Here is a 13,465-nt window from a genome sequence, read left to right as displayed (position 1 = left end):
CCGTGTTCAATCGCCGAATCGGGGTCGCGGTTGGGCGGCCATTGGCAGCAGGTGTTCGTCTATTTCCGGCCGCGGCGCATACGTCAGCAAAGCGGCTGCGCGCAGTGGTACCGGTCCGGCGTCGCCGAGCGCGGGCCGTGGCGACGCGTCAGCCTCGCGCTTCAGGACTTCAAGATAGCCATTCTGCCAGCCGTTATAAATAGCAACGGCGGCGGCGCGATTCGGTGCACCGAGTTGTTGGAAAATGCTGCCCAAGTGGATTTTTACCGTGCCCTCGCTGATTCCAAGTGTCTTCGCAATGATCTTGTTAGTGCTGCCCATATGCACGCACCGCATGATTTGCTGCTGGCGCAGCGACAATGTGTTGAACCGTTTTGCGCCCTTTCGTAACTCTTTCGGCGTGGTATCACGACGCGGCAGGAAAACGGGCTCGAGCGTCGGATCAAGCGCGCACGCAGGAACGTAATGGCCGCCCAGCAGAACCATTTCAAGCGCACGAACAATCAATGTGGGGTCGAGATCGCGTGGCACGACGCCGAGCACGCCGGCGCTAAGAAGCATGCGGACCTTCGCGGTTGATGCTTCGTCCACGATGATTGCCGCGGGGATCCTGGGGAAGGCGTTCAGCAGCGTGCGCAGATCTGCCATGCGCATGGCGTCGTGCCAGTCGATCACGATCATGTCAGGGTCGAGCCGCAGGACCGCGCTTGCCGCTTGCCGCCAGTCTTTCGCCTCGTTGAAACGCGCGCGCCGGTCGATATGCCTTAAAAGCGCCTTCAAACCTTCGCGACGCTCGGCTTCGGAGTTGACTATGGTGAATTTCATGCGTGCCTCGTTGTTATATGGGTTCGGCGCGATGCCCGCTTCCGGGCGGGCGATATGCGGCTGAACCGATAATGACCAATCGCGGCCGAAATTGCGCCCTGACCGAATGGCATAGGCATTACGCACAAAATCCCGGGCTGTGTTTCGCCTGGCGGTTGATTTGGCGAATTAATTTCACTTCAGGGCAGTTTTGCTAGGAGAAGTCTCGAATGCCCTCGGTTGAAGTTGGGATGATTCTCAAGTGAAAGTGTGAATACGAGACGTAATGAGACTTATCTGAAGCGCGCTTCCGTGCTGCGGCATCGCACCTGCACGGGGGTAATTTGGGTTGTTCTTGCTTGAATCCACTAGCGGCGTTGTTTTGATCTGACAACGCGGCAAGTGGCTTGAGCTTTTCACTGCTCCGCGTATCGATTTCGTCCGCTAAGTCGGTAGCGCGGCCGGAGTGGTAGATGGGGCTCGGGGGATGAAAACACGAGAAAGACGCTGCTACCCGGGGTTGCATCGCATAGACGATAGGGCGGATCAGCTGTCCTAGCCCCTTCCTGGTGATAGCGAGCTCGACGCTTGGGACTGCTTCGGGAAATGGGTTTTATTTCGAGGGAGTTGGAGCGTACCTGTTTGTTCGCGCGACGCGGGTTCCGCAGACGTCCCATGTAATTGGTAGCCGGGAGTGCGACGTGCAAAAAAAACCGTCCCAATGGTCGCTTGGAACGGTTTTTTGTATCGGATCAGGAAGTTAAGATTAGACCCATCAGGATTTGCGCTGCATCTTATTCCGCAAGTCCGGATACGCTAATCTCCCGATCGCTTGCGGTGATACGAACCAGCGCAGGGCGGCAACGTTCGGCGCACGAGTCGCAACGCCTTCAACCGCTTAACTCAGTGAAAATGCGGCTGGGCTGGCTCAGCGTCTTCCGGCATTTCCGCATGGACGATCTCCCCGAGCGGATCCGCATACAGTGGCACGCCGCAATCATCGCAATATTCCGGCTCGAAACGGCCGGTGTGACGACGCACATCGGTTACGCCCGAGCGCTTCAACAACGCAACGATCTCTTCCACCGGACCGTCCGCGCCTTCCAGTTCGGCCGCTTCTTCCGCCGCGCCAATTTCGCCGTTTTCCCGTCCGTAAAGCGGCCAGACGACGCCGTAGATCACGTCGTTGCTGCCGCGGCGGGTAAAGCCGATCCGATATTCGTCCACGCGTTGCTCGCCGAACCCTGCAATCACGGCGCGTAATTCGTCAGGCGTCGTGCCGAGCGTGTCGAACAGGTAGCGAACGGCGGTGCGGACCGAGTGCGGCCGAACTTGTTCGTCGGCGTCACGACATGCCGAGTAGTAGGCGTCGGGCAACAGGCATTCGAATTCGCAGCCTGGCAGGATGGCGGCAAAAGTGGCGCCGCCCTGGGCCGCCCAGTGTTCAAGGCACTGACCGCGTTCGATCCGGGTGCCGGCCGTTTCTTCTTGCCACCGAAACAGCGCTTCGCCTGCGGGCACGATGGCCATCGCAAGCAAAAAGCGCGGATCGGCGAGGATCGGTGAGGTTTCAGGCAGGTCAGCGAGATTGAGGCGGGCTGGCGCGTTGCCGAGTACGGTTTGTATGAGTTGCTGCGCCACGCGCGCAGTCTCCACATGGTGGCGCGGCAACTGGTCGATGCTATAGAGATACGGCGCAACCGACACCTTGGCGCCTTCCGCGAGCACGTGGGCTTGCAACTGAGCACGCAAGGCGTCGACCACGTCGGCCTTGAGCGGTCCGGATGGAATTGAGTAGCGAGTCCATGCCAGCACGGGTGCCGCGATCAGCAATGCTTCGTGCGGCACGCCGTCGATCTCGATCGCGAACGACTCGCTTTGTGTTTCCGCCATATCGGCGAGCGCGCCGTAGGCGTCCGGGAACTTGAGTTGAAGATGGTCGAGGGCGGCATCGAGCGCAGTCTGATTGCCGTTGCGCACAATTTTCCCGAGAAGGGCGTCGAGACGCGCTTCCCAGAACCGGTCTTCTATACGGCTGCCCGATGCGAAGAGCGAGAGCGAAAGACCGACGAGCTTGTCGGCATCCGGGGGAAGTCGTTTGGCGATTCGCGAGCGCATAGGAGGCAGTTATCAGGTGCAGAGAACCTTAGATTGTAGTCGCTATGCGTCCGGTTGGACCATTAGCGCACCACCTCTCCGCGATACCGGGTTCGCGCCTTCCTTTTGCGCCCTTTATTACGGTGAAGAAAAGCACCGCTGAAAATCTTTTCACGAACCTCTTGCGCGAGTGAGAAACGGGCACTAGAATTCCGTTCCTTCGCTTCACGAAGAGGCGAAGGGAAGTGAGGAAGTGCAAGTGGCGTGTCGCTATTGAGGATGCCGCAGAGCCAAGCAGGACGGGCTTCGCAGCGAATCAGAAAGTCGGGGTTGAGTAAAAAACCTGTTGACGGAAAGCGAAACGCAGGACATAATCTCGTTTCTGTGCTGCACGAGCAGCGACGCGAAAGCGGTGGGGTTCTGAGGGTTGGGGCTTTGCGGTTTGAGCGAATGTTCTTTAAAAACTAACAGCCGATAAGTGTGGGCGCTTGGTGTTTTGCTGAGAAGCGTGGTGGTGTTTTCCGGGGTTTCTCGGGAGACGCTGCCGTGAAGCGAAAGTATCAAGTCTCACACTAGTATTAAGGTAGGTTTTGAGCGTCTTTCCGAAAGGGAAGATGGGAGGAACTTGTCAGTACGTTGAGTGAGCGACCTATTCGCAAGAATAGAAAACAGTAACAGGCATTGAACTGAAGAGTTTGATCCTGGCTCAGATTGAACGCTGGCGGCATGCCTTACACATGCAAGTCGAACGGCAGCACGGGGGTAACCCTGGTGGCGAGTGGCGAACGGGTGAGTAATACATCGGAACGTGTCCTGTAGTGGGGGATAGCCCGGCGAAAGCCGGATTAATACCGCATACGATCTACGGAAGAAAGCGGGGGATCGAAAGACCTCGCGCTATAGGGGCGGCCGATGGCAGATTAGCTAGTTGGTGGGGTAAAGGCCTACCAAGGCGACGATCTGTAGCTGGTCTGAGAGGACGACCAGCCACACTGGGACTGAGACACGGCCCAGACTCCTACGGGAGGCAGCAGTGGGGAATTTTGGACAATGGGGGAAACCCTGATCCAGCAATGCCGCGTGTGTGAAGAAGGCCTTCGGGTTGTAAAGCACTTTTGTCCGGAAAGAAAACTTCTGCCCTAATACGGCGGGAGGATGACGGTACCGGAAGAATAAGCACCGGCTAACTACGTGCCAGCAGCCGCGGTAATACGTAGGGTGCGAGCGTTAATCGGAATTACTGGGCGTAAAGCGTGCGCAGGCGGTTCGTTAAGACAGATGTGAAATCCCCGGGCTTAACCTGGGAACTGCATTTGTGACTGGCGAGCTAGAGTATGGCAGAGGGGGGTAGAATTCCACGTGTAGCAGTGAAATGCGTAGAGATGTGGAGGAATACCGATGGCGAAGGCAGCCCCCTGGGCCAATACTGACGCTCATGCACGAAAGCGTGGGGAGCAAACAGGATTAGATACCCTGGTAGTCCACGCCCTAAACGATGTCAACTAGTTGTTGGGTCTTCATTGACTTAGTAACGTAGCTAACGCGTGAAGTTGACCGCCTGGGGAGTACGGTCGCAAGATTAAAACTCAAAGGAATTGACGGGGACCCGCACAAGCGGTGGATGATGTGGATTAATTCGATGCAACGCGAAAAACCTTACCTACCCTTGACATGGTCGGAACCCTGCTGAAAGGTGGGGGTGCTCGAAAGAGAACCGATACACAGGTGCTGCATGGCTGTCGTCAGCTCGTGTCGTGAGATGTTGGGTTAAGTCCCGCAACGAGCGCAACCCTTGTCCTTAGTTGCTACGCAAGAGCACTCTAAGGAGACTGCCGGTGACAAACCGGAGGAAGGTGGGGATGACGTCAAGTCCTCATGGCCCTTATGGGTAGGGCTTCACACGTCATACAATGGTCGGAACAGAGGGCTGCCAACCCGTGAGGGGGAGCTAATCCCAGAAAACCGATCGTAGTCCGGATCGTAGTCTGCAACTCGACTACGTGAAGCTGGAATCGCTAGTAATCGCGGATCAGCATGCCGCGGTGAATACGTTCCCGGGTCTTGTACACACCGCCCGTCACACCATGGGAGTGGGTTTTACCAGAAGTGGCTAGTCTAACCGCAAGGAGGACGGTCACCACGGTAGGATTCATGACTGGGGTGAAGTCGTAACAAGGTAGCCGTATCGGAAGGTGCGGCTGGATCACCTCCTTTCTCGAGCTCAACGTTTCAAAGTGAAGTGCTAAAGCGCTCACGCTTATCGGCTGTAAGAAGACAGGCTAAGGGTCTGTAGCTCAGTTGGTTAGAGCACCGTCTTGATAAGGCGGGGGTCGTTGGTTCGAATCCAACCAGACCCACCATTTACGTTTGTAAATGCAGACCCTCAAGCATCAAGGTACTTGGGGGATTAGCTCAGCTGGGAGAGCACCTGCTTTGCAAGCAGGGGGTCGTCGGTTCGATCCCGTCATCCTCCACCAATCACCAACGCATAGCATTCTTTATAAAGAGAGTGATTACGCATTGGCGATTGAGCCAGTCAGTAAGCAACTTAAAGCATAGCGCTTTAAGTTGTGCTGTCGTTCTTTAACAATCTGGAAGAAGTAGTAAAGAGATTCACGAAAGTACACTTAGAGATGGGTGTGTGAGTAGGTGAATCAGGGTTGTGATTGTATCAATGTATGAAAAGGTGATCGAAAGATTGCTTTGGAATACGGCGCAACACGAATACTCAACCTATAGCGGGGTGAAGAAAAACACGGTCCGGGGCAACCTGGGTAGTGTTTGGAGAGACACACTCGTTATAGGGTCAAGCGAACAAGTGCATGTGGTGGATGCCTTGGCGATCACAGGCGATGAAGGACGCGGTAGCCTGCGAAAAGCTACGGGGAGCTGGCAAACGAGCTTTGATCCGTAGATGTCCGAATGGGGAAACCCGGCCCTTCTGGGTCATCCTAGACTGAATACATAGGTCTAGTGAAGCGAACGCGGTGAACTGAAACATCTAAGTAACCGCAGGAAAAGAAATCAACCGAGATTCCCAAAGTAGTGGCGAGCGAAATGGGATCAGCCTGTACTCTTTAGCACGACCGTTAGCCGAACACTCTGGAAAGTGTGACCATAGCAGGTGATAGTCCTGTAGGCGAAAGCGGATGTGTGGAACTAGGTGTACGACAAGTAGGGCGGGACACGTGAAATCCTGTCTGAAGATGGGGGGACCATCCTCCAAGGCTAAATACTCGTGATCGACCGATAGTGAACCAGTACCGTGAGGGAAAGGCGAAAAGAACCCCGGGAGGGGAGTGAAATAGATCCTGAAACCGCATGCATACAAACAGTCGGAGCCTCGCAAGGGGTGACGGCGTACCTTTTGTATAATGGGTCAGCGACTTACGTTCAGTAGCAAGGTTAACTGATTAAGGCAGCCGTAGCGAAAGCGAGTCCGAATAGGGCGTTCAGTTGCTGGGCGTAGACCCGAAACCAAGTGATCTATCCATGGCCAGGTTGAAGGTGCGGTAACACGTACTGGAGGACCGAACCCACTAATGTTGAAAAATTAGGGGATGAGCTGTGGATAGGGGTGAAAGGCTAAACAAACTTGGAAATAGCTGGTTCTCTCCGAAAACTATTTAGGTAGTGCCTCGTGTATCACCTTCGGGGGTAGAGCACTGTCATGGTTGTGGGGTCCATTGCGGATTACTACGCCATAGCAAACTCCGAATACCGAAGAGTGCAATCACGGGAGACAGACATCGGGTGCTAACGTCCGGTGTCAAGAGGGAAACAACCCAGACCGCCAGCTAAGGTCCCCAAATATTGCTAAGTGGGAAACGAAGTGGGAAGGCTAAAACAGTCAGGAAGTTGGCTTAGAAGCAGCCATCTTTTAAAGAAAGCGTAATAGCTCACTGATCGAGTCGTCCTGCGCGGAAGATGTAACGGGGCTAAGCAATATACCGAAGCTGCGGATGCGGGATTTATCCCGCATGGTAGGAGAGCGTTCCGTAAGCCTGTGAAGGTGCATTGAAAAGTGTGCTGGAGGTATCGGAAGTGCGAATGCTGACATGAGTAGCGATAAAGGGGGTGAAAAGCCCCCTCGCCGTAAGCCCAAGGTTTCCTACGCAACGTTCATCGGCGTAGGGTGAGTCGGCCCCTAAGGCGAGGCAGAAATGCGTAGCTGATGGGAAGCAGGTTAATATTCCTGCACCATTGTTAAATGCGATGGGGGGACGGATCGCGGAAGGTTGTCCGGGTGTTGGAAGTCCCGGTCCTTGCATTGGAGAAGGCGCTTAGGCAAATCCGGGCGCGGAATTCAAGGGTGTGAGGCGAGCCGCTTAGGTGGCGAAGCAATCGGAAGTGGTTCCAAGAAAAGCCTCTAAGCTTCAGTTTAACAAGACCGTACCGCAAACCGACACAGGTGGGCGAGATGAGTATTCTAAGGCGCTTGAGAGAACTCGGGAGAAGGAACTCGGCAAATTGGTACCGTAACTTCGGGATAAGGTACGCCCCTGTAGCTTGACTGGCCTGCGCCAGGAGGGTGAAGGGGTTGCAATAAACTGGTGGCTGCGACTGTTTAATAAAAACACAGCACTCTGCAAACACGAAAGTGGACGTATAGGGTGTGACGCCTGCCCGGTGCCGGAAGATTAAATGATGGGGTGCAAGCTCTTGATTGAAGTCCCGGTAAACGGCGGCCGTAACTATAACGGTCCTAAGGTAGCGAAATTCCTTGTCGGGTAAGTTCCGACCTGCACGAATGGCGTAACGATGGCCACACTGTCTCCTCCCGAGACTCAGCGAAGTTGAAGTGTTTGTGATGATGCAATCTCCCCGCGGCTAGACGGAAAGACCCCATGAACCTTTACTGTAGCTTTGCATTGGACTTTGAACCGATCTGTGTAGGATAGGTGGGAGGCTATGAAACCGGAACGCTAGTTTCGGTGGAGCCGTCCTTGAAATACCACCCTGGTTTGTTTGAGGTTCTAACCTTGGTCCGTGATCCGGATCGGGGACAGTGCATGGTAGGCAGTTTGACTGGGGCGGTCTCCTCCCAAAGTGTAACGGAGGAGTACGAAGGTACGCTAGGTACGGTCGGAAATCGTGCTGATAGTGCAATGGCATAAGCGTGCTTAACTGCGAGACCGACAAGTCGAGCAGGTGCGAAAGCAGGTCATAGTGATCCGGTGGTTCTGTATGGAAGGGCCATCGCTCAACGGATAAAAGGTACTCTGGGGATAACAGGCTGATACCGCCCAAGAGTTCATATCGACGGCGGTGTTTGGCACCTCGATGTCGGCTCATCTCATCCTGGGGCTGTAGCCGGTCCCAAGGGTATGGCTGTTCGCCATTTAAAGAGGTACGTGAGCTGGGTTTAAAACGTCGTGAGACAGTTTGGTCCCTATCTGCCGTGGGCGTTGGATATTTGAAGGGGGCTGCTCCTAGTACGAGAGGACCGGAGTGGACGAACCTCTGGTGTACCGGTTGTCACGCCAGTGGCATCGCCGGGTAGCTATGTTCGGAAGAGATAACCGCTGAAAGCATCTAAGCGGGAAACTCGCCTTGAGATGAGATATCCCTGGAGCTTTAAGCTCCTTGAAGGGTCGTTCTAGACCAGGACGTTGATAGGTCAGGTGTGGAAGTGCAGTAATGCATTAAGCTAACTGATACTAATTGCCCGTAAGGCTTGATCCTATAACAAGTGTGTCTCCTATGGCCCAGTGCCAGACGAACGCAAAGGTTGAGATCAGTGTTGTGCCTAGTAACAAACACAATCCAGTAACAACGAGGCGCTCTGCAAGAGTGAACTCGACTACTTCTTCCCCAGATTGGTTGTAGCGCCTAACCCGCGATACAACACCCCTTTATGCCTGATGACCATAGCGAGTCGGTACCACCCCTTCCCATCCCGAACAGGACCGTGAAACGACTCCACGCCAATGATAGTGCGGATTCCCGTGTGAAAGTAGGTAATCGTCAGGCTCCTCATCCGCCGCTCGTAACCTGTGCAGCTAAACAAAAACCCCACCCCACAAAGGTGGGGTTTTTGCGTTTCGACTCCACGGTTCAGATAGCTCATTCGAGAAGTTCTTCGCACGCGAATCACTCCTTCGATATGACCATGAGGTCTTCAGCCTGCCGTGCAAGCTTACTCAGCCGAGCGAGGAAGTCGATAGTCTCAGGCAGGCCTCAAGACTGATAACCCTGGTCTTCTCCTAGTATGCGCAAAGTAGTGAAATGCCAAAACGGCGGTGTTGAATTCGGACGCCGCTTGGTCGGCTACGCCTGAATTTAACGGCCTCTCACAGGCTCGTTGGATGTGGCCAGTTTTGCAGTACCGTGCGGATCGCGGCGTCGAAAGGTGTTCGTTGTCCTACCTTCAAAACCTCCAACGTGTCCGATGCTAGATGGCAGTTCCGCGGGCGCGGTGTAGTATCGATCGGCGTTCGTTGTGCTGTGATGCAGGCATCAATTTTCAGCACTTGCGCGATCCGCTGCGCAATGTCGAACTTTGTCATTGGCTCATCGCCGGACCAGTGCATCACGCCGGTAACTGATTCACCGATTTCATGGCGCTCCAGCAACTGTCTGATCACAACTGCCACGTCAGGCGTGAAGGTGGGGTAGCGCGTCGCCCAAGCGTCCATCACCGCTGGCGCTGGTCCACGAGAAGATTCCACGATTGCCGGCATCAAGCTTGTCACCGCCGACTCACCCCAGTCGATTACCGGACCATATAGCAACGGCAAACGCAGCACGCAGGACTGGGCGCTGGATCGCAGCAGCGTTTGTTCTCCGTCAAGCTTGCTGCGACCATAGGCGTTAAGGGGATTCGGTGCATCGTCCGGCTGATAGGGCGGTCGTGTGCCATCGAAGACATAGTCGGTCGAGATGGAGAGGACCCACGAACCGGTCTCCTGTACGGCGCTCGCGATAAAGCCCAATGCCTCAACATTCAACGCTCGCGCGAGCACCGGATCATTCTCACAAACGTCTGGACGCCGTTCGGCCGCAGCCACAACGATTGCGTCAGGCGCCTGGTCAGCGATGAACTCCCGAACGGCGCGCTCATCACGGATATCGAGCGTGATAGTGCTCGTGTCGCCATGACGAAACGCTGTTCGTACCACCTGCCATCGGGTTATCGCGGCTAGTTCATTTGCAACGGCGCGTCCAAGCAACCCGGACGCGCCAATCAACGCAACCTTGAATTGCGGCCCTCGAGTCATGCGGCCTTCGCCGATACGACCGTGTAGCCCGCCTCATCGATCGCTTCCTTGAGCGCATCGATGGTTTCCGTCGATGCCACCACAACACGCCCGTGCTCGAGATCCACTTGAACTTGCGCGGCGGCGTCGATTTCGTGGATAGAGCGCGTAACGGCGGCGACGCAATGCTGGCAGCTCATGCCTTCTACCTTAAATTCAGCCATATCAATTCCTTGCCTGGGTTTTGTAAGAGCGAACCATGCTATACCTTCCTATCGTTGGAAGGTGTAGAGTCTATGGAAAAATTTAGGAGTATCTGCGATGAACATTGGCGAAGCCGCTCGCGCGTCCGGTGTGACGGCCAAGATGATTCGGTACTACGAGAGTGTTGGTCTTTTGCCACCGGTTGACCGGACTACATCGGGGTACAGGATGTACGGGACCCAGGAGGTTCATGCGCTACGTTTTGTTCGGCAAGCACGTCGGCTCGGCTTTCTCGTCGACGACATTCGCAAACTCCTGGCCCTGTGGCAGGACCGGCAGCGTGCCAGCGCAGAAGTCAAGGCGATCGCGCTGGAACACGTTGCGGAGCTGGACAGGCGGATCGCGGAACTCACGGATATGCGGGACACGCTCGCTCATTTGGCGGTCAACTGCCACGGTGACGGACGACCGGATTGCCCCATTCTGGAAAGACTGGCCGAGTGATCATGTTGGTGCGTTTTGGCAAGCCCATTCGCCTGATTTGTGCACTATAGATGTGCCAAATTAGTGTGCTTGCTTGAAAATTTCCAGGAAGAGTAGAGAAATCAAACACTTGTTCCAAGACGGTGCGTGCACCATTCCAAAAAAGAATGCACCCAATGCAGGCATTTCACTAACGCCGGCAGCGGGGTTCGTCTATAATCCGGGTTAACCCTTTTGAGGGATATCCCTGACCCGAACCGCCGGGGATTCATTTGAAATCCTTGGAGAAAAAATCATGTTTGCATTCCTGCTCGAAAAAGTCAGCATCTGGTTTGAAACCGCCGAACGTAATCGTCGCGAAGAATATCTGGCGCAATCGTCGGATATCGTCCAACTCGAAAAGCGTATCCGCTCGTTGGAAACCGAAGGCTACTCGCTGTAATTTCAGCCGAAAACATCCGGTCGAAAAATTGAACAAGCCCCGCATGCGGGGCTTTGTCATTTTTGGGCCACTCTCGCCAATCAGGCCAGGCCGCTCACTTTTTCTGGGGATGCGTCGCGAGCCATCGCTTCATGAACGCAATCTCCTTATCCTGCGAAGCGATGATCTCCTTGGCCAAGGCCCGCAACTTGGCGTCCTTGCCGTACTTCAACTCGACCTTTGCCATCGCGACCGCGCCCTCGTGGTGCGGAATCATGTGCGAGACAAAATCATGATCGGCGTCACCTGTGTACTCGACACCGGACATGCCGGACATCATCGAATGATCGGCTGCCTGAAATTCCTTCGTCGACGCGGAATCGCCCTGGTTTCCGCTTGCGGCTGACATGTCCATGCCTGCCATCGATGCAGAGGATGCCGGCGTCTGTGCAGACGCAGCGGACATCGAGAGAACGATTGAGACTGCGAACGCGGCGGCGCCAGCGAGGAAGGTTTTCGGAAACGTCATCGAATCTCCTTGAATATCGACTTTCGGGAACGCTAGCTTAAAGCTTGCCATCGCGGTAAGGTAAAGCGCTTTTATATGATCTGAAATGAATCGGCCCGATATGCGTGCCGGTTGTCATTCATATGCCAAGGGGGCGGTGTGAGTCCAGAACTTCGACCGGTCAAATATGTGGCGACCGCGGCGCTATGGCTTGTCTCTGGTTTGACGACGTTGGACGCATTCGGACAAGCGGGCGGTCAGCCGCTCATTCTGGATACGCAGACAGGGATTCATAGCGGCGCTGGCGGCACGGTTCTACAGACGGGGCCGCTGAATGGTTCTGGCATGGTGCCAGCGCGCCCGATGGCCACGTTGCCCGAATTGCCGCAGCAGGATCAGCAGACGATCATTATTTCGCCTTATATCGGACTTCAGCAGGGTGGGCATCACGCCGGGCAGGGATATGGATCGTCAACGGGCTCACAGCCGTCGTCATCCAATTACCAGCATCGACCACGTACTACGTCGCCGCATTCCGGGGCCTCTTACGGCGTGCCGACCGGAACTCAAACCCAGGCCCCTGCTTCAACGCAGCCCGCAGTGCCGCAAGCAAGGCAGTCTCCGGGCCAGCCTCCCATCATTACGCCGATAGCCATCGCAACGCCGCGATCCGTCGCGACCCCGAGCCCTGTGCCGACCGTGCCAACCCGATCGTCGGACCCACATACCGCAACCGGTGCGGTTACCACGTCGCTTGATTAATGGCGAACGGTGCAGGCGGCTTCGGTCGTTTTCAGTCGTTTTCAGTCGCCACGATGTTCGAGTTTGAACGCCGCCTTGCTGTCCTGACCGAGTGCGTCGACAAGATACGGCAGCGTCTCTTTCAGCGCAGCTGCGAGCGTATACGGCGGGTTCACGATAAACATGCCACTCCCGAACAGGCCAAAGCCGTCGACGGGAGGTTTGCTGACGGTCAATGACGCATGCAGCCAATTCTTGGGCTGCACGCGCTTCAATTGATCGGCGAAACGCTGGGACTCCAGCCGGGTCACTTGCGGATACCAGATAGCATAAGTGCCGGTCGCAAAGCGCTTCAGGCTTTCCTCAAGGCAGTTCAGCGTGCGCGCGTAATCGCGCTTGTCTTCATACGATGGATCGATCAGGACAAGCGCGCGGCGCGGCGGTGGTGGTAACAGCTTGATGATGCCGTCGAAACCATCGCCTTCGAAAAGCACTGCGCGCCGGCCTGCGTCGCGGAAATTGTGGCGCAGCACGTCGATTTCGGTGGAATGCAGCTCGAACAACCGCATGCGGTCCTGCTCGCGCATTACCCGCCATGCGAGATAGGGCGAGCCAGGATAGAACTGTAGCGTGCCGTCCGCGTTCAGCGCCTTGACCTCTTTGACGTAATCCTTGAGCAAACCCGGCAAATCACGCTTGGTCCAAATCTTGGCAATGCCTGTCTCGAACTCGCCCGTCTTGGTCGCGAAGCCGTCAGTCAGCGAATACACGCCGGCGCCCGCGTGGGTGTCGATATACCAGAACGCCTTGTCCTTCTGGGCAAGGTGTTGCAGCAACTGCACGACAACCGCGTGTTTCAGCACGTCTGCGTGGTTGCCTGCGTGAAAAGCGTGTCGGTAACTAAGCATGGCAAATGAGTAAGCGAGACGAGAATGAGCGCGGCCTGAGCCGGACGGACGAAGAAAGTACCTAAGCGCCAAGATGCAAAGGCGCTCCACGGCGCCACAA

Annotated in this window: 9 protein-coding genes, 2 tRNA genes and 3 rRNA genes; 8 read left to right on the top strand and 6 right to left on the bottom strand. The window is 55.6% G+C overall.

Going from position 1 to position 13,465, the window contains the following annotated elements; genetic code table 11:
* Positions 1 to 6 precede the first annotated feature (6 nt).
* Both ACSQ36_RS12400 and ACSQ36_RS12395 read right to left on the bottom strand, forming a co-directional pair.
* Positions 7 to 825 (bottom strand): response regulator transcription factor, encoded by an 819-nt coding sequence (locus tag ACSQ36_RS12400; RefSeq protein ID WP_213767347.1) that lies wholly within the window; start codon positions 823 to 825, stop codon positions 7 to 9.
* Between the two features lie 882 nt (positions 826 to 1,707).
* Complete coding sequence (locus tag ACSQ36_RS12395; RefSeq protein WP_213767346.1) at positions 1,708 to 2,922, bottom strand: DUF2863 family protein; 1,215 nt, start codon at positions 2,920 to 2,922, stop codon at positions 1,708 to 1,710.
* Positions 2,923 to 3,584: 662 nt separating this feature from the next.
* Between ACSQ36_RS12395 and ACSQ36_RS12390 the strand changes: the two genes are divergently transcribed.
* The 5 genes from ACSQ36_RS12390 (at position 3,585) to rrf (ending at position 8,874) form a co-directional block, all read left to right on the top strand.
* Positions 3,585 to 5,115, top strand: a 16S ribosomal RNA gene (locus tag ACSQ36_RS12390).
* A 69-nt stretch (positions 5,116 to 5,184) separates the two neighbouring features.
* Positions 5,185 to 5,261: transfer RNA gene (locus ACSQ36_RS12385), tRNA-Ile, on the top strand.
* Between the two features lie 41 nt (positions 5,262 to 5,302).
* Positions 5,303 to 5,378, top strand: a tRNA-Ala gene (locus tag ACSQ36_RS12380).
* 327 nt (positions 5,379 to 5,705) lie between these two features.
* A 23S ribosomal RNA gene (locus ACSQ36_RS12375) occupies positions 5,706 to 8,586 on the top strand.
* A gap of 175 nt (positions 8,587 to 8,761) precedes the next feature.
* A 5S ribosomal RNA gene (gene rrf / locus ACSQ36_RS12370) occupies positions 8,762 to 8,874 on the top strand.
* The 16S, 23S and 5S rRNA genes sit together here with 2 tRNA genes alongside, the layout of an rRNA operon.
* A gap of 320 nt (positions 8,875 to 9,194) precedes the next feature.
* On the opposite strand, the gene ACSQ36_RS12365 is transcribed toward rrf, so the two are convergent.
* On the bottom strand, positions 9,195 to 10,121 hold the full coding sequence (locus tag ACSQ36_RS12365) for a dTDP-4-dehydrorhamnose reductase family protein (RefSeq protein ID WP_436182106.1): 927 nt from the start codon (positions 10,119 to 10,121) through the stop codon (positions 9,195 to 9,197).
* Positions 10,118 to 10,324, bottom strand: coding sequence for a cation transporter (locus ACSQ36_RS12360; RefSeq protein ID WP_213761865.1), 207 nt, complete (start codon positions 10,322 to 10,324; stop codon positions 10,118 to 10,120). The genes ACSQ36_RS12365 and ACSQ36_RS12360 overlap by 4 nt, the downstream gene beginning before the upstream one ends.
* Before the next feature lie 97 nt (positions 10,325 to 10,421).
* Here ACSQ36_RS12360 and cueR point away from each other — a divergent pair, with 97 nt between their 5' ends.
* Positions 10,422 to 10,808 carry a Cu(I)-responsive transcriptional regulator gene (cueR, locus tag ACSQ36_RS12355; protein ID WP_213761864.1) on the top strand — a complete coding sequence of 129 codons (387 nt, stop codon included), beginning with the start codon at positions 10,422 to 10,424 and terminating at the stop codon, positions 10,806 to 10,808.
* 274 nt (positions 10,809 to 11,082) lie between these two features.
* Positions 11,083 to 11,229, top strand: a complete 147-nt coding sequence (locus ACSQ36_RS12350) for a DUF3563 family protein (protein WP_087882081.1) — start codon at positions 11,083 to 11,085, stop codon at positions 11,227 to 11,229.
* A 94-nt stretch (positions 11,230 to 11,323) separates the two neighbouring features.
* Here the strand turns inward: ACSQ36_RS12350 and copM are convergent, their stop codons facing one another.
* On the bottom strand, positions 11,324 to 11,737 hold the full coding sequence (gene copM, locus ACSQ36_RS12345) for a CopM family metallochaperone (RefSeq protein ID WP_436182105.1): 414 nt from the start codon (positions 11,735 to 11,737) through the stop codon (positions 11,324 to 11,326).
* A gap of 138 nt (positions 11,738 to 11,875) precedes the next feature.
* Here copM and ACSQ36_RS12340 point away from each other — a divergent pair, with 138 nt between their 5' ends.
* Positions 11,876 to 12,478 (top strand): hypothetical protein, encoded by a 603-nt coding sequence (locus tag ACSQ36_RS12340; RefSeq protein WP_436182104.1) that lies wholly within the window; start codon positions 11,876 to 11,878, stop codon positions 12,476 to 12,478.
* A gap of 41 nt (positions 12,479 to 12,519) precedes the next feature.
* Here the strand turns inward: ACSQ36_RS12340 and ACSQ36_RS12335 are convergent, their stop codons facing one another.
* Positions 12,520 to 13,365: a 23S rRNA (adenine(2030)-N(6))-methyltransferase RlmJ gene (locus ACSQ36_RS12335; protein WP_213761863.1), complete on the bottom strand. Its 846-nt coding sequence runs from the start codon at positions 13,363 to 13,365 to the stop codon at positions 12,520 to 12,522.
* Between the last annotated feature and the right edge of the window lie 100 nt (positions 13,366 to 13,465).

The organism is Caballeronia sp. LjRoot34, assembly GCF_964253815.1.
Taxonomy (GTDB): domain Bacteria; phylum Pseudomonadota; class Gammaproteobacteria; order Burkholderiales; family Burkholderiaceae; genus Caballeronia.
This window is presented reverse-complemented; position numbering and strand designations above follow the sequence as displayed.

What these genes read in the sequence shown, in the direction of transcription:
- ACSQ36_RS12400 (WP_213767347.1), bottom strand. Translation starts at nt 825, where the DNA reads ATGAAATTCACCATAGTCAACTCCGAAGCCGAGCGTCGCGAAGGTTTG.
- ACSQ36_RS12395 (WP_213767346.1), bottom strand. Translation starts at nt 2,922, where the DNA reads ATGCGCTCGCGAATCGCCAAACGACTTCCCCCGGATGCCGACAAGCTC.
- ACSQ36_RS12365 (WP_436182106.1), bottom strand. Translation starts at nt 10,121, where the DNA reads ATGACTCGAGGGCCGCAATTCAAGGTTGCGTTGATTGGCGCGTCCGGG.
- ACSQ36_RS12360 (WP_213761865.1), bottom strand. Translation starts at nt 10,324, where the DNA reads ATGGCTGAATTTAAGGTAGAAGGCATGAGCTGCCAGCATTGCGTCGCC.
- cueR (WP_213761864.1), top strand. Translation starts at nt 10,422, where the DNA reads ATGAACATTGGCGAAGCCGCTCGCGCGTCCGGTGTGACGGCCAAGATG.
- ACSQ36_RS12350 (WP_087882081.1), top strand. Translation starts at nt 11,083, where the DNA reads ATGTTTGCATTCCTGCTCGAAAAAGTCAGCATCTGGTTTGAAACCGCC.
- copM (WP_436182105.1), bottom strand. Translation starts at nt 11,737, where the DNA reads ATGACGTTTCCGAAAACCTTCCTCGCTGGCGCCGCCGCGTTCGCAGTC.
- ACSQ36_RS12335 (WP_213761863.1), bottom strand. Translation starts at nt 13,365, where the DNA reads ATGCTTAGTTACCGACACGCTTTTCACGCAGGCAACCACGCAGACGTG.